The organism is Brevundimonas sp. Root1423 (assembly GCF_001426805.1).
The window spans coordinates 119,077-142,498 of sequence record NZ_LMFL01000023.1 but is presented as its reverse complement, the minus strand read 5'-3'; the positions used below and the strand labels follow the sequence as shown (position 1 = coordinate 142,498).

Below are 23,422 nucleotides of genomic sequence, written 5' to 3'. Positions count from 1 at the left end.
GTCGAGAGCGCGAGCGACGCCTACGGTCCAATGTATCGCCATTTGGGGTTTCGCCGCCGTCGCGGCGCCGCGGGGTCCCGGCCTTCGCCGGGATGACGACAGCGGAGGTCAGGCCGAAACCACAGCCCACGCCGCCCCCACCGGCAGCACCTCCAGTCTTGCCGCCTTCGCCGCCCGCAGCACCCGGTCCAGATCTTCCGGCGTGCAACCATAGTCCGTCGGCCGGTTCGACACGTCGTGGCCATAGGCGTTGAGCCAGCCCCTCGACGCCGCCGCCTCGGCCATCAGCGCCTCCAGGTCATAGTGCGGCAGCCGCCGGCTCTCCAGTCCGATGCTCTTGATCAGCGCCCGGTCCTCGCGCCCGGCGTTGACCCCGTCGCGCACGCCGCGGGCCATGGCGAACCGTTCGCGCACCACCCGCTTGGCGCCGACGGTCGCGTCCCCGAACGGCCAGGCGAAGGTCGTCATCCGATATCCGTCCAGCCGTTCGGCCACCCAGGCGGCGTTGCCGTCCAGACTGAGCCGCAGGGCCTCGGCGTCCATGCGCAACACGCTGGTGTGGCCGAAGGTGTGGCAGCCGACTTCGTGTCCGGCCTCATGCAGCGCTTGCAGATGGCGCACCTCGAACTGATCGCGGTCCATGTTCCGCCCGCCGGCCAGTCCACCGCAGACATAGTAGGTGGCCTTGACCCCATGCTGCGCCAGCACCGGCCCCGCCTCGGTCCAGGCGCTGGCGGGAATGTCGTCGAAGCTCAGCGAAAACACGCCCCGCGGCGACGCGATCGTCACAGGGTCAATGTCGAGATAGCGCGCGGCCCGCCGGCGCATCTGGTCGATGGGCTTCATGGGTACGATCTGTAGCCACTGCCGCTTAAGGAAGCGTAGGCGGGCCTTCGCCTTGCCCGGCAAAGGCCGCCCGTCTAGGGTCCGCGGCCTTCTTCCCCGGACGAAAAAGCCTGCCTGTGACCACCGAACCGCTCGCCTTCCAGGATCTGATCCTCACGCTCCACAAGTACTGGGGCGATCAGGGCTGCGCGATTCTGCAGCCCTATGACATCGAGGTGGGCGCCGGGACCCTGCATCCCGCGACGGTCCTGCGCGCCTTGGGCCCGCGTCCGTGGAAAGCCGCCTACGTCCAGCCTTCCCGCCGCCCCGGGGATGGTCGTTACGGTGAAAATCCCAATAGATTACAACACTATTACCAGTATCAGGTGATCCTGAAGCCGAACCCCGAGAACCTGCAGCAGCTGTATCTCGGCTCGCTGGCAGCGATCGGCATCGATCCGAAACTCCACGACATCCGCTTCGTCGAGGACGACTGGGAGAACCCGACTGTCGGCGCCTGGGGTCTGGGCTGGGAGGTCTGGTGCGACGGGATGGAGGTGACGCAGTTCACCTATTTCCAGGGCGTCGGCGGCATCGAGGTGGACGTGGTCTCTGGCGAGCTGACCTACGGGCTGGAGCGTCTGGCCATGTACGTCCAGGGCGTCGACAGCGTCTACGATCTGGTCTTCGCCAAAGGCGTGAACGGGGAAAAGCCGGTCACCTACGGCGAGGTCTTCCTCGAAAACGAGCGCCAGCAGTCGGAAGCGAACTTCCACGGCTATGACGTCGACGGCCTGAAGCGCCGGTTCGAGGACATGGTGGCCGAGGTCTCGAACCTGCTGGCCATGAAGGGTCCGCAGGATCAGGCGCTGGTCCTGCCGGCCTATGATCAGGTGCTGAAGGCCAGCCATCTGTTCAACCTGATGGACGCCCGCGGCGCCATCGCCGTCGCCGAACGCCAGAGCTACATCGGCCGCATCCGCGATCTGTGTAAGGCCTGCGCCACCGAATGGGTCGAGCAGGAAAGGGGGCGCGCGTAATGGCCCAGCTCCTGATCGAACTGTTCTCGGAAGAGATCCCCGCCCGCATGCAGCAGGGCGCGGCGCGCGACCTCGAGCGTATGGCCTCCGAGCGGCTGAAGGCGGCCGGGCTGACATATGAGGCCCTGACGACCTTCGCGGGTCCGCGCCGTTTGATGCTGGTGGTCGAAGGCCTGCCTACGGCGACGCCGGACCGGGGAGAAGAGCTGAAAGGCCCCCGCACCTCGGCCCCCGAACAGGCGCTGGAAGGCTTCCTGCGCAAGACCGGCCTGACGAAGGATCAGCTCAGCGAGCGAGACGGCGTCTGGTTCGCGGTCGTCAGCGAGAAGGGCCGGCCGACGGCTGACCTGATCGCCGAGATGGTCGACGGGATCGTCCGCGGCTTCCCCTGGCCCAAGTCGATGCGCTGGGGCTCGGGCACGCTGCGCTGGATCCGGCCGCTGAAGCGGATCGTCGCCCTTTTCGACGGGGCGGTGGTTCCGTTCGAGATCGACGGGATTGCGTCGGGCGATACGACCGAGGGACATCGCTTCCTCGGTTCGAGCCAGCCGTTCGCGGTCAAGGATTTCGCCGACTATCGCGCGAAGCTGGAGAAGCAGTTCGTCCTGCTCGACGTCGCCGACCGGAAACTGCGCATCCTTGAAGGCGCACAGAAGGCCTGCGCCGCCAAGGGTCTGGCGCTGGTCGACGACGACGGGCTGCTGGACGAGGTGGCGGGGCTGGCCGAATGGCCGACGCCGATCCTGGGCGACATGGACCCGCAGTTCCTGACCCTGCCCCCGGAGGTCATCCGGCTGTCGATGAAGGTGCACCAGAAATATTTCGCTGTCCGCGACCCCGCCACCCACGGCCTGGCGCCGCATTTCGTCGTCGTCGCCAACGTTGAGGCGACAGACGGCGGCAAGGCCCTCGCAGCCGGCAACAGCCGCGTCCTGTCGGCCCGTCTGGATGACGCCCGCTTCTTCTGGGACGAGGACCTGAAGACCGGTTTCGAAGTCTGGTCGAAGAAACTGGAAGGCGTGACCTTCCACGCCAAGCTGGGGACGCTGGCCGAACGCGTCGACCGCATCGCCGCCCTCGCCCGCGAGATCGCGCCTCTGGTCGGCGCCGACCCGGATCAGGCCGAACAGGCCGCGCGTCTGGCCAAGGCCGACCTGTCCGCCGGCATGGTCGGGGAGTTCCCGGAACTGCAGGGCGTCATGGGCGGCTACTACGCCCGCGCCTTCAACCATCCCGAGGCCGTCGCCGACGCGGTGCGCGACCACTACAAGCCGCAGGGTCCGGCGGATTCGGTGCCGACCGCGCCGCTGACGGTGGCGGTGGCCTTGGCTGACAAGCTGGATACGCTGGTCGGGTTCTTCGCCATCGACGAGAAGCCGACGGGGTCGAAGGACCCGTTCGCCCTGCGCCGGGCGGCGCTGGGGGTGATCCGGCTGCTGCTCGACAACCAGATCCGAATGCCGCTGCAGGATATGGCATTCGTCGCCGGGGAGTACCTCTCGGGCATCCGACGGTTTCAGAAACTGGGCAATTATGCCGCTGCGGCGACCGTTCGCGAGACCATTCTCAGCAAGGAAGAGGTCGAAGCTGATCGAGTGCGCATCGCCAGCCAATTGACCTCGGATGGGTCCGAATGGGAGGTCGGCGCTGGCGACTACCAAGCGGGCCTGACGATCCTCGGTTGGGATGTACTCGCCTTCTTCGCCGACCGCCTGAAGGTCCTCCTCCGCGATCAGGGCAAGCGCCACGACCTCGTCGACGCCGTCTTCGCGCTCGGCGACGACGACCTCGTCCGCATCGTGCGGCGGGTCGAGGCGCTGGATGGCTTCCTCGCCACCGAGGACGGGGCCAATCTGCTGGCCGGGTACAAGCGGGCGTCCAACATCCTCAAGGCCGAGGAGAAGAAGGGGCCCGTGCCTGTCGGCATGGTCAACACCGGCCTGCCAAACCAGCCCGAGGCCGAGACGACGCTCGCCTTCGCTACCGCGGCCGCCGCGACCGCCGTGGACGCGGCGCTGGAGACCGAGGACTTCGCCGCCGCCATGCGCGCCCTCAGTCAGCTGCGCGCGCCGGTCGACGCCTTCTTTACCGGCGTGATGGTCAACTCGGATGTGGCCGAAGAGCGGGAGAACCGTTTGAAGTTGCTGGGACAGGTTCGCGCCGTCATGGGCCGGGTGGCCGACTTCGGGCAGGTCGCGGGGTAGCCACCCTTCTGTCGTCATCCCGGGGCGCGCAGCGACCCCGGGACCCAGCGGCGCGCGCGAGCGCGAACCTGTCGGGAGTGCGGCTGTGTCCGGCATCGCCGTCGCTCCGCTCCAGCGCCGCTGGGTCCCGCCCTTCGCCGGGATGACGACAAGGAAACACTGCTACCGGGCGGCGAGCCCCGGCTGGTCCATGAAAGCCGCATCCATCCCATACCCTGCGAACCGCGCCAGCCGCTTCTGCAGCCGACCGTGCGCCGCAGGCTCCACGCCAACCCGATCTCCCTCGGGCAGGAAGGCGTTCTCGGCGCGGAAGGTCCAGCCGGCAACCTTGAGACCCGCAGCATGCGCGTCGGCGATCAGGGCCGTCGGAGCGCGCGGCGCGGGTTCGATCAGGGCCGCGTCTGCGCCGATCCAGTCAGCATATCCGGCGACCCCGGCGAGCCCCTCGGGCGTGATCATGGCGGCGTAGCTCAGGTCCGGCCGATCCACCGGCCCGCCGAACGCGGCGACCAGCTGCAGCAGCGGCGCGGCGATCCGGGCCCGCAGCCGTTCCAGCGCCCCGACCTCGAAACACTGAACCAGAACCGGCGCGTCCGGCCCCGTCAGCCCCCGGCGCTCCAGCACGGCGACGAAGGCCGTCTCCATCGGCAGGGCCAGACCGGCGAAATAGGTCGGATGCTTCAGCTCCGGCGCCACGCCCACGCCGGCCCCGGCGGCGATATCCAGCACCTCCTCGAACGTCAGGATCGGCTCCCGGTCGAAGGCGGTGTTGGCGGGCCGCAATTCGGGCAGGCGCTCGCGGGCGCGCAGGGTCTTCAGCTCGGCGAGGGTGAAGTCCTCCGCGAACCAGCCTTCGACGGGCCAGCCGTCCACCGTCTTCGACGTGCGGCGGGCGGCAAACTCCGGCCGGGCCGCGACGTCGGTGGTGCCGCCGATCTCGTTCTCGTGGCGCACCACCAGCACGCCGTCGCGGCTCATCACCAGATCGGGCTCGATGAAGTCGGCGCCCTGTTCGATGGCCCGCTCATAGGCCGCCCGGGTGTGCTCCGGCCGTTCGCCCGAGGCCCCGCGATGCGCGATGATCAGGGGCGGGGCCAGCCGTCAGGCTCCCAGGATCCAGCCTTCTTCCTGCTCGACGCGCGAGATCAGGGCCTCGTCCGCGCCCTTGGGCGGGGCGAAGGCGGTCGACAGGGTTCCGGCCTCGTCCAGTTTGGCGAAATGCTCGGCCGTGACGCGGACCTGGGCCTGATCCTTGAATTCGCCGGGGTTGGGCTTGGCGTCGAACATCGACGGATAGACCTCGACCACCAGCGCCGACAGCGGCTCGACGTCGGCCGTCTCCAGCGCCCGCCAGCCCGTCCCGAACGGCCAGACGGCGCCGGAGGACCCGAGGCTCTCCAGCAGACGGCGTACAGCGGGGATGCCGACCAGCGTCTGGCCGCCGACGGCGCCCGCGCCATGCATCTGCCAGACCGACTTGGGCTGTAGCCTGCCCTTGCGCACCGCGTCCTGCGTCGCCCGGAATTCCGGGATGTCGGCGCCCGCGCCCGCAGGAGGCTTGGTCGTGGTCAGCCAGCGCTGCGCCTGATTGGCGGGCGCGCCCCACAGGGGCCATGCCTCGTCGGTCATCAGCCGGTTCATCTTGGCGGCGACCTGATAGCGGTTGTTGGTGTTGTCGGCCTTGTCGACAATGTTGGAGGCGATGAATTTCCACATCGCCGACCATGCGGGCGTCCCGGCCAGCTTCAGCCGCTCGGCCGTGCCGGCCGGATAGCCGAAGTTGAAGTCGAACCCGACCAGCACCCGGTCGCCGCGCTTGCGATGTTCGGCCAGAAGCGAGGCCAGAAGTTTCTCGCCCTCGGCGCGCGTGGCCACGTTGTGGGTCTCGGTATAGAGGCGGAAGCGCACGTCGCGCTTGGCCACGCCCAGCCACACCGAGCCGTCGCCCAGCTTCTTGCCCTCGGCGGCCGTCCAGTCGGCGATGATGTAGGCGTCGAACAGGCGGGCCACGGGGTATCCTCAGGTACGCGAAACAGAAGGGGCGCTTCTAGCCCTCCTCCTGATCGGCGACTACCCCTTCAGCAGAGCTTCAAGGTGCGACAGCCAGCGCCGACCGAGGCGCAGGGCCTCGCCGGGAGAGCCCGTCTGCACCGGCAGGGTGGCGTCCCACAGGGCCAGTTCGAACTCGGGATGGCGGGCGTCCGCGAACAACAGCCGCAGGGTCACCTGCTCGGCCTCGGGGGCAAGCACGTCGAGAGCCTTGCGAGCCTCGCCGCGGCGAACGCGGGCCACGACATGGCCGTCAACGATGATCTCGCCGCCCTCGATCTCCTCGAAGGCGTAGACCAGTCCGGAGCCGCCGCGGTTCCACAGCACTGCGACCTGAGCCCCGTCGAAATCCAGGCCGGCGGCGCGGCCCTCGGCGGGCGACAGCGCCTCGGCTTCGGGCACGGCGCCCAGCGACTTCAGCAGGGCCCGCTTCATGCGGCGCACGGGCTCCATCCACCATGCCAGGACGAGAGCCGCCGTGGTCAGCGCCGCCGCCGCCAGTGCAACGAGCAGGATGACCCGGAGCACATCGGCCACGGCCTAGTCCTCCAGCTCGACGACGACGGGGACGTGGTCGGAGGGTTTCTCCATGTCGCGGGCTTCGCGGTGGGTCTCGATCCCAACGAAACGGTCCGCGGCCTGCGGCGACAGCAGATGGAAGTCGATGCGGATGCCGTGGTCGCGCTGCCATGCGCCGGCCTGATAGTCCCAGAAGGTGTAGGTACCGAGCGGCTGTTTGCCGAGTTCGCCGGCCTCCGACAGGCCGAGGTTGTTCAGGGCGCGGAAGGCGGCGCGGCTTTCGGGCTGGAACAGGGCGTCATTGACCCAGGCGGACGGGTTCTTCGCGTCGTCGGGCGTGGGGATGACGTTGTAGTCGCCGCACAGGGTGAAGGCTTCTTCCTGCAGCAGCAGGGCCTTCGCATGGGCCTGAAGCCGGTCCATCCACGCCAGCTTGTAGGCGAATTTTTCGGTGCCGATCGGATTGCCGTTGGGCAGATAGATGCAGCCGATGCGCACCGGGCGCGGGGCCTCTATCACGGCCTCGATATAGCGGGCCTGTTCGAACTCGGCCTCGAAGCCCGAGGCGTCAACGCCGGGCAGGCCGCGCCGCACGTCGCTGAGCGGATGTTTCGAGAGCAGGGCGACGCCGTTGTAGGTCTTCTGCCCGTTGGTCTCGACGTTGTAGCCGAGGCTCTCGAAGGCCTCGCGCGGGAATTTCTCGTCCAGGCATTTGATCTCCTGGAAGCCGACGACGTCGGGCTGGGCCGCCTCAAGCCACGCCAGCACCGTCGGCAGGCGGGCGTTGACAGAGTTCACGTTCCAGGTGGCGATGCGCATGTCGCCATGAGTACGGCGTGTCGGGCCGGTCTGTGAAGCCGCATCGTGCAAACGAAAACGCCCCGGAGCGCGAACCCCGGGGCGCCATGTCGGAACGGCTGAGCCTACGGGCGGCCACCCGCCGGCGCCGGGGCCGCCTGCGGGGCGGCGACCGGCGTCAGGGTGCAGCCGCCCCCAATTCGAATGGCTGCCGCGCAGGGGTAGACTTGGCCGATGGCGTTATCCTTCACCCTTGCGACATAGCCGTCGCCCGAGGCGCATTTGACCTCGATGAAGCGGCCCGTGTCGTTCTGGGCCAGCAGGCGAATCTGACTGGCGCTGCAGTCGTCGATCGCGGTGCCTGCCAGCAGGGGCTGGAAGCCGGCGACCTGTTCCTGGACGGTGGTGAACTGGCAGGTCAGGTTCGTGCCGGTGACCTGCAGGCAGTCGGTCTTGCTCCAGCCTTGGGCTGTCTTCTCGATGTGGTAGCCGTCCGCGCCGGCGCAGCCGACCTCGAAGACGAGATTGCCCTCCGGCGTCGCGCCCAGCGCCTTGCCGGCATCGACCTGACACGGCACGCCCGCTTCGCGGGCATAGCCCGCGATCATCACCGCGCTGTTCTGATTACCGGGCAGGGAGCAGACCGAGTTGGCGGCGACTGTTCCGCCTTCAGCGCGGACGCGATCGGCCTGGGCGGAAAGCACCAGACAATCGAACGTCTGCGGCGGACTGGCGTTGGTCAGGATATAGCCCGCGCCGCCCTCGCAGGCGATTTCGAAGAGATCGTAGTTGTCGCTGGTCAGGCCAAGCAGGGCTGACTCCTTCAGCCGGCAGGCGAGGCCCGCGGCCGCGGCGGCCGCCTGGGCCGCCTGGGCCACTCGTTCGGGCGTAGCCTCACGTCCGCGGCTGTCCGTGCGCTGGCGGCTGTCCTGAAGGTCGCGCTCGACACGACCGCGTTCGAACATGTTTTGCCGGTCCTGAAGTTGTTGATTGGAGCCAGATGTTTGCGACGACCGCTGTTGATCGGGCGGCACCCTTTGGGCCTGCGCTTCGTCCACAACGAAGGTGGATGCGATCAGAACCGCCGCCGTCGCGGCGGCGAATTTGAGAAAGGTCATTTTGGCTACCCGAGCTGCGAAATCCGCCGATTAGTGTTCGGGGCGCAGGTCAGGGCAATCCGTGGTCGTCGCAACTTCGTCGCACGACGAAAAAGGCGCCCCGATGAAACACCGGGACGCCCTCTCCATCTTCAGGCCGCGCCGCTTACTCGGCGACAGGCGTCTCGGCCGGCGCCGCAGCCGGAGCCGGGGTCAGGGTGCAGCCGCCGCCGATCCGCTGGGCGGTGGCGCAGGGGTAGATCTGCTGGGTCGAGCCTTCCGTGCTGACGCGAGCGATATACCCCTCGCCTTCGGCAGCGCATTTGGCCTCGTAGAAACGACCGTTGGCGTTGGTTCCCATGAGGCGGACCTGGGTCACATCGCAGGCCGAGGCCTCGGTGCCGGCCAGCTTGGGTTCGAAACCGTCAGCCTGTTCCTGGCCGGTGGTGAAGCGGCAGGTTCCGCCGACCGAGGCGACCTGCAAGCAGTCCTTCAGCTCCCAGCCGGCCTCGAGTTTTTCGAGCCAGTAGCCATCCGCGCCAGCGCAGCCGACTTCATAGACGATGTTGTTCCGGTCGCTCTTGCCGATCGCGACGGCCTCGTCGACCGTGCATGTCGCGCCGGCGTCGCGGGCCCAGCCGCCGATTACGGCCAGACCGTTCTGGTTGGCGGGAAGGGCGCATTGCTGGCCCACATCTGCGGCCGGGTCGCGCAGGCGCGCCGTATAGGCCGTGCCGGCCAGTTCGAGGCAGTCGAAGCTCTGCGGCGGGGTTGAGGCGATCAGGATATAGCCGGGGCCGCTGGCGCAGGCGGCTTCATAGATTTTCACCTGCTCTGCGGTGACCCCTGGATTGACCGCTTCGGTGACCTGGCAGGTCAGACCGGCGGCTGTCGCCTGGGCCTGGGCGGCGGCCTTGATCTCTTCGGGCGTAGCGGCGGCGGCGGCGGGGCGCTGCGGACGCTGGGTGCGCTGCGGGCGGCTGTTGAGCCGGCTCGGCACAACGCGCTCGCCCTGGACAGTCCCGGAGGCGCGGTCGGATTCGGATCTCGGGTCCTGGGCGAGGGCCGGCTGGGCCGCTGCGAGAACGAGGGCGATGGCGCCGCTGGCCAGGCCGAGCAACTTTCTATGGAACACGATGAAACTCCGGGTGGGGGAAGCCGTGGGCGCACCCTTGGCGGGCAGTTGTGGCCTGGTCAAGGCGAGACCACGACGGCGCTGGACGCATGCCGCGGCTTGGCTTAATCCAGACCCCTTAGTTTTGATTGGAGACGGACTTGGCCGTTGGCGTCGTGACAGCGGAAATCGGTGAAGGCGCGCCCGGAACGCGCGGCCTGACCTATCCGTTCGACGAACCGCCAGAGTTTGGAGAGGCCGTCGCCGTCGCCCCGGGTGTTTTGTGGATGCGGCTGTCGATGCCAATCGCCCTGAGCCACATCAATGTCTACGCGGTCGAGGACGGCGACGGTTGGGCTCTGATCGATACCGGGCTGAACATTCCGGATTCGCGCGACCGGTGGGACGCGCTGCTGGCGGGCCCGCTTGGGGGGAGGTCGGTGACCAGGGTGATCTGCACCCATATGCACCCCGATCACATCGGTCTGGCCGGCTGGCTGTGTCAGCGGTTCGGTGTCGGCCTGACCATGACCCGGCTGGAGTATGTGACCGGGCGGATGCTGTTGGCCGATACCGGTCAGCCGGCGCCCGAAGCGGGCGCCGTCCATTATCGCGCCGCCGGCTGGGACGAGGCTCAGATCGAGACCTACCGCCGGGAATATGGCCAGTTCGGGCGGGCCGTCTCGCCCCTGCCTTCGGGCTATACAAGAATGCGCGAGGGCGACCGGATCAGCATCGGCGGACAGGACTGGCGCGTGGTGGTTGGCGAGGGACACAGCCCTGAGCACGCCTGCCTGTGGCGCGAGGCCGACGGGGTGGTGCTGGGCGGCGATCAGATTTTGCCGAAGATATCCTCGAACGTGTCGGTCTGGCCGACCGAGCCCGAGGCGGACCCGCTGGGCGACTGGCTGGCCTCGCTGGAGCGGATGAAGGCGGTCTTCCCGGATGATGTGCTGGTGTTGCCGTCTCATGGCGAGCCGTTCCGGGGCGTGCACACGCGCCTGGACGCGCTGATCCGGGGGCATATGACGGCGCTCAAGCGTTTGGAAAAGACGCTGCGCGAGCCCAGAAGGGCGGTCGATGTCTTCGGCGCGCTGTTCGCCCGGCCTGTGGGGGATGGCGTGCGCGGGATGGCGACCGGCGAGGCGCTGGCGCACCTGAACTATCTGCTGCAACGCGGTCGGATCAGCCGGACGCGGGACGCCGACGGCGTCTACTGGTGGACCATGATCAACGAGGGAGAGGCGGCGTGACCGACCATATTCGCACCGAACTGGCCGACGGCGTCCTGACCGTGACGCTGGCGCGGCCCGAGAAGAAAAACGCCATTACCCAGGCCATGTATGCGGCCCTCTCCGACGCCGCCGAGCAGGCGCGCACTGACGATGCGGTCCGGGTGCTGCTGTTCCGCAGCGAGGGCGACAGCTTCTCGGCCGGCAACGATATCGCTGACTTCATCGCCATCGGATCGCAGACGGGCGAGCCGCTGGACATGTCGGTGTTCCGCTTCCTGAAAGCGCTGGCCGAGCTGGACAAGCCGGCGGTGGCGGCGGTCAGGGGCAGGGCGGTCGGGATCGGCCTGACCCTGCTGCTGCATTGCGACATGGTGGTGGTGGCCGAGGACGCCCTGCTGTCGGCGCCCTTCATCAATCTGGCGCTGGCCCCCGAGGCGGCGTCGTCGCTGCTTCTGCCGGCGGTGCTGGGCCATCAACGGGCGTTCGAGATATTCGCCCTGGGTGAGCCGATCGACGGGCGCACGGCTCTGGCCTGGGGTCTGGCCAATCGCTCGGTTCCGGCCGATCAGGTCGAGGCGACGGCGCTGGAGCTCGCCGGCAAGCTGGCGACGCGCGCGCCGAACTCGATCCGCAAGACAAAGGCGCTGATGCGGGATTCGGAACGCCTGTGGGCCCTGATGCAGCGCGAGGGCGAGGCCTTCGGCAGCCAGATGAAGAGCCCCGAGGCGATGGAAGCCTTCATGGCCTTCAGCCAGAAACGCGCGCCCGACTTCTCGAAAGCCGGTTGATTCGCGGGGGCGTGGGCCCTAGTTGCGCCGCCTGATGTTCGACGCCCTGCCCAAACCCGCGCCCGTGCGCATCGAAGCCGAGACCCCCGCCGACGCCGCGGCAGTCGAGGCCCTGGTTCTGGCCGCCTTCGGTCCGGGCCGGTTCGCCAAGACGGCCGAGCGGCTGCGCGAGCGCGCTGGCGTGGCCGCCGGCTTCGTGGCGCGCGACGCAGGGAAGGTCACCGGATCGGTGCGCCTGTGGCGGATCACGGTCGGCAAAACGCCCGCCCTGTTCCTCGGCCCCATCGCCGTGGCCTCGGACAGCCGCAAGGGCGGTCTGGGCGCCGATCTGGTGCAGGCCTGCCTCGATCACGCCGCCCGGGTCGGGGTCGACATCCTGCTGGTCGGGGACATGGGCTATTTCGAGCGGTTCGGCTTTGTGGTCGCGCCTGACGCGCAGCTGTTGGGACCGGTGGACCGAACCCGCGTGCTGTGGCGCGGCGAAGGTTCGCCCGTCGGTCTTGTGCGGGCGGCGCGCTAACAGCCGAAAACACCGTTCACACCGTGCGCATCGTGCGGGCGAGCGGCCGCGGCTTTCGTGCAGATATTCGGTTTTCAAAGACCGGGTCCGGCCAGCAAAACACGCCCATGCGTCAGAAGCGGACGTAGGGCGCGCCGCCGGAAGGGGGTTTGCCGTCGCCGTCCCGACGCCTAAGTCTGGACCCATGGCTTCCACCGCCGACAACAAGACCGGGCTGGCCGGCGTCGCCGAGGCGGCGAAACAGGCGCCGGGCCGCGGACTGCCTCCGGTTCACCTGTGGCATCCGGCGCATTGCGGCGAGATCGACATCGTCATCCGCCGCGACGGGGTCTGGATGCACGAGGGTTCGCCCATCGTCCGCGCCGAACTGGTGCGGTTGTTCTCGACCGTCCTGCGCAAGGATGACGACGGCTATGTGCTGGTCACACCAGGCGAGAAGCTGTCGATCACGGTCGAGGACCTGCCGTTCCGGGCGGTGACGGTGACGCGGCGCGGCGAGGCCCTGGTCTTCACCACCGACGTCGGCGACGAGGCGGAGGCCGGACCCGACCATCCCATCGTCGTGGAAACCGATCCGGAGACGGGCGAGCCGTCGCCGTCTGTGCGGGTGCGCGCCGATCTGTGGGCGCGGATCGCGCGGCCCGTCTTCTACGAATTGGTCGAGATGGCGGATGTCGAGGAAGGGCGGTTGATGGTGCGGTCGAACGGCGAGGCCTTCGCGCTGGGGCCCCTCGGGGCGGGCGTCGAATGAGCCTGTCCACCCTGCGCGCGCGGCTGATCGAGAAACTGGAGCCGGCCTCGGGCTGGAGCCCGGACGGCGCCGCCACACGCTCGGACTTCGACCTGAACCCCGGGACGGCGCGGCCCGAGCGAACGCTGCGGCCGGCGGCGGTGCTGATTCCCGTTATCGCCGGGCCGGAAGGCGCGACCGTTCTGCTGACCCGCCGCGCCGACAGCCTGGCCAACCATACCGGGCAGATCGCTTTTCCCGGCGGTCGGCTGGACCCGGGCGAGACCGCTGTCGAAGCCGCCCTGCGGGAAGCGATGGAGGAGGTCGCCCTCGATCCGACCAGGGTCGAGGTTCTGGGCGTCGGCGACGCCTATGAGACGGGGACCGGATTTCTGATCACGCCGGTGATCGGGTGGCTGACCGAGCACCCCGACACCAACCCGGCCCCGGACGAGGTGGCCGAGGTGTTCGAGGTCCCGTGGGACTTCCTGATGGATGTCGCCAACCACCGCCGGGACGCGTGGGATCGCGAGGGCCAGCCGCGCCGCTGGTACTGGGCCATGCCCTATGGCGAACGCTATATCTGGGGCGTGACGGCGGGGGTCATCCGGGCGCTGCACGCGCGGCTGTACGACTGCGAGGCCGCGCCCGAAGCGGCGGCGGCGGAGGATGCGGCATGACCGTGCGGCTGACGGACCAGCCATGGCTGACGGCCTCGTCCACCCGGGCGGTCATGGCGGCGCTGGAGGCGGCGGGAGGGTCCGGCTGCGCGCGCTTCGTCGGGGGCTCCGTACGCAACGCCCTGATCGGGGCGCCGGTCGACGACATCGACATCGCCACGACGCTGAAGCCGGAGGAGACGGACAAGGCGATCCGCGCCGCGGGTCTGAAGGCCGTGCCGACCGGCATCGCCCACGGCACGGTGACGGCCGTGACGGAGCGGACGCCGTTCGAGATCACCACCCTGCGGCGCGACGTCTCGACTGACGGTCGCAACGCCACCGTGGCCTTCACCGACGACTGGTCCGAGGACGCCGCGCGTCGGGATTTCCGCCTGAACGCCCTCTACGCCGACGCCGACGGCCAGGTGTTCGATCCAACCGGCCACGGCGTGGCGGACGCCGAGGCGGGCCGCATCGTCTTCGTCGGCGACCCGGAGACCCGGATCACCGAGGACTACCTGCGCATCCTGCGTTTCTTCCGCTTCTTCGCCTGGTACGGCCGGGGCGAGCCCGACGCGGCGGCGCTCGAGGCCTGCCGCAAGCTGGCGCCGGGAATGAGCCGGCTGTCGGCCGAGCGGGTGTCGAAGGAACTGATGAAGCTGCTGGCCGCGCCCGATCCGCGCCCGGCCATGGCGGCCATGGGCGAGGCCGGGGTGCTGGAACAGCTCCTGCCCGAGGCGTCACTGACCCTGTTCGACGCCGTCGTCGGCTTGTCGGATGATCCGGTCGTGCGGCTGATGGCGCTGTTCCCGGCGGAGGCGGAGGTCGTGACGACCGTCTCGGCCCGTCTCCGGTTCGCCAACGCCACACGGGACCGGCTGGTCGGTTCGGCGCTGGCCGATACGGTCGCAGACCTGTCGATGAGCGATGCCGCGGCTCGGGCTGCGGTCTATCGTCATGGGTCTCGCGCGGTCACGGACGCCCTTCACCGGCGCTGGACCGAAGCGCCCTTACGGGCCGATGACGCCCGCCGCCTGATCGGTCTGGTTCAGGACTGGAGCCCGCCGCGCCTGCCCGTCGGAGGGCGTCAGGTTGCGAAACTGGGCGTCGAGCCGGGCCCTGAGACCGGCCGGCTCCTCAAGGCGTTCGAGGAGAACTGGATCGCCGACGACTTCCCCGTCGAGGGTCACGCCGAACGGCTGGCCGCCCTGGTCACCTCGCAGCGAGGGTGATGTCCGTCACCACCGGCCGGTGGTCGGAACCCGTGGGGCGGCCAAGCCGGCGGTTGATGATCGCGAGATCGGGCGAGCGATAAACCTGATCGATGGTCACGGCGAAGAAGGACGGTACGCTGCTCGGCCATGTACCTGGGAAACCGGGGGCGGGACTCAGGTCGAGGTCGCGCCGGATCTGGCGACCGATGCGGGCGCTCGACACGCTGTTAAAGTCGCCTGCGACAATCACCGGGCCGCTCAGGTCCGAAACGACGGCGTCCAGCGCCATGGTCTGGCTGATCTGACCCCATTGCTCCTGAAACGGCCACGGACGGGTCAGGTGGACACCCAGCACATTGAGCGCGCCCATGGGCGACCGGACTTTTGCGCCGACAGCATGCAGGCCATCGGGCCGGTCACGGATCACCGTCAGCGGCCAGCGCGAGGCTATGACCGACCGCGCGGCGCCGCTGGGCCGGTCGATCCGCGGACTCACGATCCTGTACGGATAGTCCTGCAGAATCTGGCCCACCCGCGCGGCGGGCGCGTCTCCGACCTCGATCAGCGCGACGATGTCGGGCTGGGCCGCGAAGATCGAGATTCTGATTGAGTCGATGTCCGTGTTCAGCGCCTGCAGATTGGCGGAATACAGCCGCACCACGGGCGCGCCGGGGCGGGGCGGTGTCGAAGCGGGAAACCACTGCGGAGCCACCGCCAAAGCGAGTGCGGTGATCGCCGCCAGTCCCAGAAGCGTTCCCGCCCACATCCGGGCGCCGATCAGAGCTGCTGTCAGCAGGGCGGTCACGATCAGCACCGGGGCGGTGAACTGGAACAGGACGTCCACCCAGCGATGGCCGATTCCGGACAGCGCCAGCAAACCCAGCACCAACGGTCCCGCCAACTCATGGCGCGTTACGGTCTCGCTTAACTGGAGAGGGGCAGGCATGGCCAGACGGTCCGTCGCGGATATCGAGAAGATCTGGTCCAATGTCGAGGGCGTCAAGAAACTGTCGGACCGGGCCGTCGGCATCGGCCCGTTCGGCATTGGTCTCGACGGTCTGCTGACGTGGATTCCCGTTGTGGGCACGGTCTACAGCGTGGGCGCGGCGGGCTGGCTTCTGATCCAGGCGGGCAAGGCCAAGGCGACGCCATCCACCCTGATGCGCATGGTCGGCTATCTGGGCCTGGACAGCGCCACGACGGCGGTCGGCGAGGTGATCCCGTTCGCGCCCGACGTGGTCGACTTCTTCTTCCCCGGACACCTGATGGCGGCCAAGGCGCTGCAGAAGGACATCGAGACCACCCACTGGGTCGAGGCGAGCGAGCGCGAGGCCCGCGCCTCCGGCGAACACGAACGGCATGTCGCGGACATGCGGCGGAATCCGAAACTGCGCCGCATCGTTTATTTGCATGACTGACGACTTGACGAAGTCGGACGCGCGTCCTCAGGTCGCAACAATGGTTTGTCGGACGCCCGCATGAGTTCCATCCTGACCCGCGATGAACTGGCCCTCGCCCTTGGCAGGGCGGGAGAGGGCGACCGCGCCGCCTTCCGCCGCGTCTATGATGCGACCTCCGCGAAGCTATTGGGCGTGACCCTGCGTATCTTGGCTGACCGACAGCTGGCCGAGGACGTTTTGCAGGACACCTATCTGACCGTGTGGAGAAAGGCCGGGAGCTTCGATGCGTCCCGTGCGAGCCCGATCACATGGCTGGTGACCATCGCCCGCAACCGCGCGATCGACCGGTTGAGGTCGGGCGCCGCGACCCGCCGGTCCACGCCCATCGACGACGCCTTCGACGTGGCCGACGACGGCCCGTCGCCGGCGCAGGCGCTGGAGACAGGCGACGACGTGCGCCGCCTGAACGACTGTCTCGGCGAGCTGGACGACCGTACGGGCGGCGCCATCCGCACCGCCTTTATCGAGGGGGTGACCTATGACGCCCTGGCTTCGCGTGAGAATGTGCCGCTGGGAACGATGAAGAGCTGGATCAGGCGTGGCCTGATGCGGCTGAGAGCGTGTCTGGAATCATGACCGATCCAACCGACATCGAAGGCATGGACGAGGACCAAGCCCTGGCCGGGGAACTGGCCCTGCGCGTGCTGTCGCCGGCCGAGGAGGCCGCCGCGCGCGAACGTGAGGCCTCCGACCCGGCGTTCGCGGCCGACGTCGAGACCTGGAACGAGCGGCTGGCCGGAATTGCCGACGAGATCCCGCCGGTCGCACCGTCGCCGTACGTCTGGCCGCGCGTGGAGGCAGGGCTGCCGCCCGTCGCCGCCAACGACAACCGGCGGCTGGCCTTCTGGCGAACCTGGGCCGTGGGCTCGACGGGTCTGCTGGCTGCCAGTCTCGTCGCGGTGGTGGTGCTGCTGGCCCAGCCGTCGCCGGTTCCGCCGGCACCCGCGCCTGAGGCGCCCGTGGCCGTAACGCGGGTGGCGACGCTGACGCTGGAGAACGGCCACGCCGCCATGACCATCGCCTATGACCCGGCCAGCGGGGAACTGTATCTGGCTCCGACGACCGAGATGGCCGGGGACACCCGCGTGCCGCACCTGTGGCTGGTCATGCCCGAGGGCGGGGTCCAGCTGGTCGGCGCGATCGACGGGTCGGCGACCTCCCGGCACAATCTCGGCCGGGCGCTTTCCGGCAAGGCCGGGCAGGCGAGCGCCGTCGCCGTGTCCATGGAGACCCCGGGCCACACGCCGGCGGCGGACAAGCCCGACGGTCCGGTCGTCGCGTCCGGCGAGCTTCAGCGCCTCTGACTGCGTCCACATGCGCCGATAGCCCGTAGCTGGCTCTGACGAGTCCGTTGCGGGCGTGCGCGAGCGCTCCCGCCTGGTCCTGACAGCCAACGGGCCCCGTCAGGCGGGGAGGCCGTCCAGCCCTTCCACTACGGCTTCCCCGCTACCTTTCCGCTCCGAAACAGACGAGTTGTGAAGGTCAGGTCTCTGACTCTCCTGACGTTTTTCGTCCAGGCAGCGTCATTGGCGAGCCGCAGGAAGCGCCGCCCCCACACTGATCTCCGACATCCCGTGCGGAGAGAGAGTGATGAGCGACGACCACAGCGCCCGGCTGGAGCTGCCTTATCTGGCGGCCGGCCAGATGCAGAAACATGTGACCCTGAACGAGGCCATGACCCGGCTGGACGCGCTGGTTCAGACGGCGGTCGTCAGTCGCACGGCGACGGCCCAGCCGGTCTCGCCGCCCGACGGCGGCCTGTGGATTCTGCCGACAGGCGCGACGGGCGTCGACTGGGGTGCGCGGCCGGCGGGGACGCTGGTGCGGTTCGAAGCGGGCGGCTGGAGCGCGGTTCCGGCCCCGGAGGGGTTAGTGGTTCTGGTCGTGGACGCCGCGGAACTGGTGGTTCGCCACTGGGACGGCTGGGTCCCGCTGGGCCGACGGCTGGGCGAGATCCAGGATCTGGGCCGGCTGGGGATCGGCGCCACGGCAGACAGCTGGAACCCGTTCCTCGCAAAGCTGAACAACGCGCTGTGGACGGCGCGGGAGGCCGCGTACGGCGGCACTGGCGATCTGCGGCTGACCCTGAACAAGGAAACGGCGGGCCACGTCCTGTCGCTGGTGTTCCAGAGCGGATACGGCGGCCGCGCCGAGCTGGGACTGGTCGGCGACGACGACCTGCGGCTGAAGGTCAGCGCGGACGGATCCGAATGGCTGGATGATTTCGCGGTTGAGCGGGCGACGGGCCGGGCGGTGTTCGCCCAAGGCGCCGCGCGGCGATCGGTGACGCGTTTCACGGCGCCCGGAACCTGGACGCCGCCCGCCTGGGCCAGAAGCGTCGAGGCGGTGGCTGTGGGCGGTGGAGGCGGCGGCGGAAGCGGCGCCTTCGGGACCTCGGGCGCGCGTCCAGGCGGCGGGGGCGGGGGCGCCGGCGGCGTCAGCCGCTCGGAATGGCCCGCAGACCTGCTGGCCGCGGGTCTAACCGTCACCGTCGGAGCGGGCGGTTCGGGCGGAAGCGGCGGCGCGGGCGCCACCGGGGGCGACAGCGTGATCGAACTGGGCGGCGCGGCCGTGCTGACGGGTGCGGGCGGCTCCGGCGGACAGGGCGGCGGCGCGGGTGGTGCGGGCGGCGGCGGCGGCGCGGGTGCGCCGGCCTCGAACGCAGGCGGCTCCTCCGGCGTGGCGGCGTCCGGCGGGTCCGGCGGCGGCCACGAACGGCCTGATGCAGCGGGCGGCGGCGGGGCCGGGGGCGGACTGGATGGCCCGGGCGTCGTGCGGGCCGGCGGCGCCGGCGGCGACGGCGCAATCCTTGTGGTCAAGGCGGCTGGCGGCGCGGGGGGAGCGGGCGCGGGCGCGGCGGGGGCGACTTCTCCCCAGCCAGCTCTCCATTGGGCGGGCGGTGGAGGCGGGGGCGGCGGGGCTGCGGCTTCGGGCGCGGGCCATGCCGGTGGAGCAGGCGGCGGAGCCGGTGCGGGCGGAGGCGGCGGAGGAGCCGGCGTCGCCGCCGGCGGGGCCGGCGGGCCGGGCGCTGCCGGAACGGTCTGGATCGTGGCGCTCGGATGACCCGCCTCCATGACAACACGCACGACCTCGGCCTGCTGGATGAGGAGGCGTGGGATGCGCCGCGCAGGCTGACCGATGACGACCTGTTCGCCCACGGCGACGACGGCTGGCGTCGCGCCGGCTTCGATTTCAACGACCCGGAGGATTTCCTGTGACCGACCCCACCGAAGACGAAGAGGCCCCGTCGCCGCTGGCTGAAGGCCGCTGGCTGTGGCGCAGACTGTATGTGTTTGCTTTCAGTGCGGGGGCCTGGTTGCTGCTGGACCGGCTGATCGCGGCGACGCCAGCCGAGGCTGCACCGCGGCTGGCGCAGGGGCTGATGGCGCTGCTGGCGTTGACCATGGTCCTGTATCTGGTCGCCCCGACCGCCCAGCAGCTGATCGCCAGCCTGACGATACTGCGGGATCGGCAGCCATGAGTTTCCGCCTGTCCGAGCGTTCGCTCAAACGGCTGGAAGGGGTGCATCCCCGGCTGGTCGCCCTGGTCCGGGAAGCCTCGGCCCTGACCCCCGTAGACTTCATGGTAACCGAGGGGCTGCGCACGCCCGAGCGGCAAGCCGCCCTTGTTCGGGCCGGAGCCAGCCGCACCCGCAAATCCCGGCATCTGACCGGGCACGCGGTCGATGTCGCCGCTCTGGTTGACGGGCAGGTGCGCTGGGACTGGCCGCTGTATCCCCGCATCGCTGCAGCCTTCAAGGCGGCCGCCGCGCGGCAAGGCACCGCCATCGTCTGGGGCGGCGACTGGCCCGGTCTGCGCGACGGGCCGCATTTCGAGCTGGACCGGCGGGTGTTCCCGTGAGGCCGCTTGACGTGTTCCGCGCCCTCACTCCTTTCGGCTGGGGTCTGGCTGTCGCTCTGGCCGTGATGGTCGCCGCTGCGCTGGGCCACGGGCTCGGGTTCCGCTGGGATCCCTTCGGCATGGGGGAGCGCCGGCTCGCCGCGGCTGAGGCCCGGTCCGCGGCGGCCGAATCTGACGCCGCCGCCCGCCGGCTCGAAGTCGAGGGGGCCGCAGTTCAGGCGCGTCACGTCGATCGTCATCATCAACAGGCCGTCTCTGTCGCTGTGGCGACCCACCGCGCCGAGACCGAAGCAAGGAACGCCCATGACGCCTCTGTTCCGCTGGACCCCGCTCGCGCCGCTCGCATTCGCGAGCATGATCGCCGGCTGTGCGAACTCGCTCCCGCCGTCTGCGCCGCCGCCCCGGCTGATCCTTCCCAAAGCGGCGGTGACGCCATGTCTGCTGGACCGGCTGCCTGAAACGGCGACGCAGCACGATCTGGAGGCGTCCTACGCTGCGCGGGGCGCGGCACTGGCGCTCTGCGACGCCGCAAGAGCGCTCGCCGTTGAGACGCTCCAGGCCGAACGGGCCCTGCAGGACCGATGGCGGGGACAATGAAGCGGGCGCTTTGGCAGGATTTGGCGCGGTTGGCGCCCCGTTTTCGCAAACAGCGCCATCCTGCGGCACAAGCTGCCGACCGGGTGGGCAGCAATTGCCGGGCGCCCGGCACATCCTGCCGGGCGCCGAAGGTGCTTAACAAGAACTAACGTAGCAAAAACAACGATCGGCGGGCTGGCACGCTCGTTTGGCGACTGGTCCCGTCCTTGCTGCGATAGCTGCGAGCAAAATGCTCCCGGCAGCCAAAATGGCGTCGGACACCTTGAAACAAGGACTATCGTCATGGCGCTCAACAGCGTTAACACGAACACGGGCGCAATGATCGCCCTTCAGAACCTTCAGTCCACGAACAGTGAACTGTCGACGGTTCAAAACCGCATCAGCACCGGCAAGAGCGTCTCGTCCGCCAAGGACAACGGCGCCATCTGGGCTATCGCCCAGGGCCAACGCGCGGAAATCGGCGCCCTGAACGCCGTTAAAGACAGCCTGAACCGCGGCCAGTCGGCCGTGGACGTCGCTCTGTCTGCCGGCGAATCGGTCGCCGACCTTCTGATCCAGATGAAGGAAAAGGCGCTCGCCGCCACTGACACCAGCCTGACCACTTCGGCTCGCGCCGCCCTGAACGAAGACTTCAAGTCGATCCGCGATCAAATCACGACCGTGGTCGACAACGCCTCGTTCAACGGCGTGAACCTGCTGGATGGTTCGAGCAGCGCCGGCTTCAAGGCTCTGGCCAACACCACCGGTGCGAACATCTCGGTCGCCAGCGAAGACTTCTCGCTGAGCGGTTCGGTTGTCACCATCGCGGCCGACGCCGGCCTGATCGGCTCGGGCTCGGGCTCCGCCGGGGTTTCGGCCCTGTCGAACGCCACGGCCTCGCTCGCCGCGGTCAACGCCTCGATCGAAAACGTGTCGGCCTCCCTGGCTCGCCTGGGCACCGGCGCCAAGTCGTTCCAGACCCACCTGACCTTCGTCGGCAAGCTCCAGGACACCCTGGACGCTGGCGTGGGCAACCTGGTCGACGCCGATCTGGCCAAGGAAAGCGCCCGACTGCAGGCTCTGCAAACCAAGCAACAGCTGGGTGTGCAGGCGCTGTCGATCGCCAACTCCTCGACCTCCATCCTGCTCGGACTGTTCCGCTAAGGATCGACCGGAAGGGCGGGGTTCCGCGTGGACCCCGCCCGACCGATCTCCAGTCCCTTAATAGGAAGCCGCGGCCCAGCCGTCGGACGGAGCCATGCAAACCAATGCGAAGATCGCCCCAGTAAACGCGTCCGCCATCCTGCCAGCCGCCGCCGCCGGTTCATCCGCGGACGGCGATTTCCATGACTCCAGGGCGTCCCAGGACGCCGAGCGCGCAGCGCGCTATCGCCTGGTGATCGAGGAAGGGCCGTCAGGATCGTTCATCTACAAGACGATGGACCGGGTCACCGGCGAGGTCGTCAAACAGCTGCCCCGCGAACAGGTCGTCGACCTGATGCAGACCGGGGATTACAGCTCCGGCTCGGTCATCAACACCACCGCCTGACCGCGCCGCAAAATCGATCCGACCGCCGCGCAGGAGCGATCCGCGCGGCAAAAGTCATGGTTAGCGCGCGTTAACCATGCGTGCACGCTTGTGACGTTAAGCCTTGGGCGAAACCTCACAGGGCTGAGTCGGATGACGAATAGCGTCCACACCAACAACTCCGCAGCCATCGCGCTGCAGAACCTCACGCGGACCAATGACCGTCTGGGGGATGTCCAGGGCCGGATCTCCACGGGCCTGAAAGTCCAGGGAGCCAAGGACAACGCCGCCATCTGGGCCATCGCACAGGGACAGCGGGCGGATGTCGGGGCGCTGAACGCGGTCAAACAAAGCCTGGATCGGGCTACCTCGCTGGCTGACGTCGCCCTGTCGGCCGGCGAATCGGTCTCCGATCTGCTGAACCAGCTGAAGGAAAAGGTCGTCGCGGCTCAGGACAGCTCGCTGAAGACCCAGTCCCGCCAGCTTCTGGACAACGACTTCAAGGCCCTGCTGCGGGCGCTGGCCTCGCAGGTCAGCAACGCCTCGTTCGACGGCGGCAATCTGCTGAATGGCTCGTTGAGCGTCGGCATCACCTTCCTGGCCAACGCCGACGCCTCGGGCTTCGTCACCTTGACCGCCCACGACCTGTCGCTGAGCGGATCGGTTATCGAACTGTCCATGTCGGACGGGCTGTTGAACCTGAGCGACGCGGCTCAGACCCTGAGCCGGCTGAACAACTCGATTACCCAGTTGAACAGCGCGCTGGGCTCCATCGGCGCCCAGGCCAAGCAGATCGAGGCCCACAACAACTTCGTCACCAAGCTGATGGACACGCTGGAGTCCGGAATCGGCAATCTGGTCGATGCCGACCTCGCGAAGGAAAGCGCGCGGCTTCAGGCCCTGCAGGTGCAGCAGCAGCTCGGCGCGCAGTCCCTGTCGATCGCCAACCAGGCGCCGCAGATCATCCTGTCGCTGTTCCGCGGCGGTTAAGCCGGGCGGCTGTGTCCGATCTCGATCGCGGCCGGCCTGCGGCGCAGGGCGGCCCGCGGCCCGAGGCCATACAGGGAAAGCAAAGATTTCAAGGCATTGACGAAGGCGTTCACGACGGCGTCCTCCTCATCCGGCGCGCGAAGAACGGGCGCGGACGATCATTGTTCCCCGAGTCGGTCCCGGAGTCGCGCGGGGCGTCGCCGCGCCATGCC

Annotated in this window: 27 protein-coding genes; 19 read left to right on the top strand and 8 right to left on the bottom strand. The window is 68.9% G+C overall.

Annotation, left to right across the window (positions count from 1 at the left end; translation table 11 throughout):
• Window positions 1-108 precede the first annotated feature (108 nt).
• A complete protein-coding gene (locus ASD25_RS14040; protein ID WP_056617834.1) occupies window positions 109-846 on the bottom strand; it encodes a polysaccharide deacetylase family protein in 738 nt (245 codons plus the stop codon).
• A 116-nt stretch (window positions 847-962) separates the two neighbouring features.
• Here ASD25_RS14040 and ASD25_RS14035 point away from each other — a divergent pair, with 116 nt between their 5' ends.
• Window positions 963-1,865, top strand: a complete 903-nt coding sequence (locus ASD25_RS14035) for a glycine--tRNA ligase subunit alpha (RefSeq protein WP_056617831.1) — start codon at window positions 963-965, stop codon at window positions 1,863-1,865.
• The gene (glyS, locus tag ASD25_RS14030) at window positions 1,865-4,069 is read left to right on the top strand and encodes a glycine--tRNA ligase subunit beta (RefSeq protein WP_056617828.1); all 2,205 of its coding nucleotides are present in this window, start codon (window positions 1,865-1,867) and stop codon (window positions 4,067-4,069) included. The genes ASD25_RS14035 and glyS overlap by 1 nt, the downstream gene beginning before the upstream one ends.
• A gap of 162 nt (window positions 4,070-4,231) precedes the next feature.
• Here the strand turns inward: glyS and ASD25_RS14025 are convergent, their stop codons facing one another.
• The 6 genes from ASD25_RS14025 to ASD25_RS14000 all read right to left on the bottom strand — a co-directional run bounded on the left by ASD25_RS14025 (window position 4,232) and on the right by ASD25_RS14000 (window position 9,667).
• On the bottom strand, window positions 4,232-5,167 hold the full coding sequence (locus ASD25_RS14025) for a glycerophosphodiester phosphodiesterase family protein (protein WP_056617825.1): 936 nt from the start codon (window positions 5,165-5,167) through the stop codon (window positions 4,232-4,234).
• 3 nt (window positions 5,168-5,170) lie between these two features.
• Window positions 5,171-6,079: a hypothetical protein gene (locus tag ASD25_RS14020; protein ID WP_056617823.1), complete on the bottom strand. Its 909-nt coding sequence runs from the start codon at window positions 6,077-6,079 to the stop codon at window positions 5,171-5,173.
• Between the two features lie 60 nt (window positions 6,080-6,139).
• On the bottom strand, window positions 6,140-6,655 hold the full coding sequence (locus ASD25_RS14015) for a hypothetical protein (RefSeq protein WP_056617819.1): 516 nt from the start codon (window positions 6,653-6,655) through the stop codon (window positions 6,140-6,142).
• Window positions 6,656-6,658: 3 nt separating this feature from the next.
• Window positions 6,659-7,456: an exodeoxyribonuclease III gene (gene xth / locus ASD25_RS14010; RefSeq protein WP_056617815.1), complete on the bottom strand. Its 798-nt coding sequence runs from the start codon at window positions 7,454-7,456 to the stop codon at window positions 6,659-6,661.
• 104 nt (window positions 7,457-7,560) lie between these two features.
• Complete coding sequence (locus ASD25_RS14005; RefSeq protein WP_056617812.1) at window positions 7,561-8,553, bottom strand: hypothetical protein; 993 nt, start codon at window positions 8,551-8,553, stop codon at window positions 7,561-7,563.
• 145 nt (window positions 8,554-8,698) lie between these two features.
• Window positions 8,699-9,667: a hypothetical protein gene (locus ASD25_RS14000; protein ID WP_200943634.1), complete on the bottom strand. Its 969-nt coding sequence runs from the start codon at window positions 9,665-9,667 to the stop codon at window positions 8,699-8,701.
• A 140-nt stretch (window positions 9,668-9,807) separates the two neighbouring features.
• On the opposite strand from ASD25_RS14000, the gene ASD25_RS13995 reads away from it, so the two are divergent.
• The 6 genes from ASD25_RS13995 to ASD25_RS13970 all read left to right on the top strand — a co-directional run bounded on the left by ASD25_RS13995 (window position 9,808) and on the right by ASD25_RS13970 (window position 14,813).
• Window positions 9,808-10,899, top strand: a complete 1,092-nt coding sequence (locus ASD25_RS13995) for an MBL fold metallo-hydrolase (protein ID WP_056617807.1) — start codon at window positions 9,808-9,810, stop codon at window positions 10,897-10,899.
• A complete protein-coding gene (locus ASD25_RS13990) occupies window positions 10,896-11,669 on the top strand; it encodes an enoyl-CoA hydratase (protein ID WP_056617805.1) in 774 nt (257 codons plus the stop codon). Before ASD25_RS13995 ends, ASD25_RS13990 begins: the two co-directional genes overlap by 4 nt.
• A gap of 34 nt (window positions 11,670-11,703) precedes the next feature.
• Window positions 11,704-12,189, top strand: a complete 486-nt coding sequence (locus ASD25_RS13985) for a GNAT family N-acetyltransferase (protein WP_056619134.1) — start codon at window positions 11,704-11,706, stop codon at window positions 12,187-12,189.
• A 184-nt stretch (window positions 12,190-12,373) separates the two neighbouring features.
• A complete protein-coding gene (locus tag ASD25_RS13980) occupies window positions 12,374-12,940 on the top strand; it encodes a DUF1285 domain-containing protein (protein WP_056617802.1) in 567 nt (188 codons plus the stop codon).
• Window positions 12,937-13,599, top strand: coding sequence for a CoA pyrophosphatase (locus ASD25_RS13975; RefSeq protein WP_056617799.1), 663 nt, complete (start codon window positions 12,937-12,939; stop codon window positions 13,597-13,599). The genes ASD25_RS13980 and ASD25_RS13975 overlap by 4 nt, the downstream gene beginning before the upstream one ends.
• A complete protein-coding gene (locus ASD25_RS13970) occupies window positions 13,596-14,813 on the top strand; it encodes a CCA tRNA nucleotidyltransferase (RefSeq protein WP_056617796.1) in 1,218 nt (405 codons plus the stop codon). Before ASD25_RS13975 ends, ASD25_RS13970 begins: the two co-directional genes overlap by 4 nt.
• Here the strand turns inward: ASD25_RS13970 and ASD25_RS13965 are convergent.
• The gene (locus ASD25_RS13965; RefSeq protein WP_235562730.1) at window positions 14,794-15,681 is read right to left on the bottom strand and encodes an endonuclease/exonuclease/phosphatase family protein; all 888 of its coding nucleotides are present in this window, start codon (window positions 15,679-15,681) and stop codon (window positions 14,794-14,796) included. The genes ASD25_RS13970 and ASD25_RS13965 overlap by 20 nt on opposite strands.
• Window positions 15,682-15,739: 58 nt before the next feature.
• Between ASD25_RS13965 and ASD25_RS13960 the strand changes: the two genes are divergently transcribed.
• From ASD25_RS13960 to ASD25_RS13915, 11 genes are all read left to right on the top strand, one after another.
• Window positions 15,740-16,213, top strand: coding sequence for a DUF4112 domain-containing protein (locus ASD25_RS13960; RefSeq protein WP_056617788.1), 474 nt, complete (start codon window positions 15,740-15,742; stop codon window positions 16,211-16,213).
• 60 nt (window positions 16,214-16,273) lie between these two features.
• Window positions 16,274-16,831 carry a sigma-70 family RNA polymerase sigma factor gene (locus ASD25_RS13955; RefSeq protein WP_056617785.1) on the top strand — a complete coding sequence of 186 codons (558 nt, stop codon included), beginning with the start codon at window positions 16,274-16,276 and terminating at the stop codon, window positions 16,829-16,831.
• Window positions 16,828-17,559 (top strand): anti-sigma factor domain-containing protein, encoded by a 732-nt coding sequence (locus tag ASD25_RS13950; RefSeq protein WP_056617782.1) that lies wholly within the window; start codon window positions 16,828-16,830, stop codon window positions 17,557-17,559. The genes ASD25_RS13955 and ASD25_RS13950 overlap by 4 nt, the downstream gene beginning before the upstream one ends.
• A 286-nt stretch (window positions 17,560-17,845) precedes the next feature.
• Window positions 17,846-19,318 (top strand): DUF2793 domain-containing protein, encoded by a 1,473-nt coding sequence (locus tag ASD25_RS32950; protein ID WP_056617779.1) that lies wholly within the window; start codon window positions 17,846-17,848, stop codon window positions 19,316-19,318.
• Window positions 19,315-19,473 (top strand): hypothetical protein, encoded by a 159-nt coding sequence (locus ASD25_RS30470; protein ID WP_156389314.1) that lies wholly within the window; start codon window positions 19,315-19,317, stop codon window positions 19,471-19,473. The genes ASD25_RS32950 and ASD25_RS30470 overlap by 4 nt, the downstream gene beginning before the upstream one ends.
• Complete coding sequence (locus ASD25_RS13940; protein WP_056617775.1) at window positions 19,470-19,736, top strand: hypothetical protein; 267 nt, start codon at window positions 19,470-19,472, stop codon at window positions 19,734-19,736. Before ASD25_RS30470 ends, ASD25_RS13940 begins: the two co-directional genes overlap by 4 nt.
• Window positions 19,733-20,116, top strand: coding sequence for a M15 family metallopeptidase (locus ASD25_RS13935; protein ID WP_056617773.1), 384 nt, complete (start codon window positions 19,733-19,735; stop codon window positions 20,114-20,116). Before ASD25_RS13940 ends, ASD25_RS13935 begins: the two co-directional genes overlap by 4 nt.
• Window positions 20,117-20,419: 303 nt before the next feature.
• Window positions 20,420-20,713 carry a hypothetical protein gene (locus tag ASD25_RS30465; RefSeq protein ID WP_056617770.1) on the top strand — a complete coding sequence of 98 codons (294 nt, stop codon included), beginning with the start codon at window positions 20,420-20,422 and terminating at the stop codon, window positions 20,711-20,713.
• Window positions 20,714-20,995: 282 nt separating this feature from the next.
• Window positions 20,996-21,856: a flagellin gene (locus ASD25_RS13925; RefSeq protein ID WP_056617766.1), complete on the top strand. Its 861-nt coding sequence runs from the start codon at window positions 20,996-20,998 to the stop codon at window positions 21,854-21,856.
• Between the two features lie 94 nt (window positions 21,857-21,950).
• Complete coding sequence (locus tag ASD25_RS31265; RefSeq protein WP_056617764.1) at window positions 21,951-22,241, top strand: hypothetical protein; 291 nt, start codon at window positions 21,951-21,953, stop codon at window positions 22,239-22,241.
• A 132-nt stretch (window positions 22,242-22,373) separates the two neighbouring features.
• Window positions 22,374-23,210 carry a flagellin gene (locus ASD25_RS13915; protein ID WP_056617761.1) on the top strand — a complete coding sequence of 279 codons (837 nt, stop codon included), beginning with the start codon at window positions 22,374-22,376 and terminating at the stop codon, window positions 23,208-23,210.
• Window positions 23,211-23,422 lie beyond the last annotated feature (212 nt).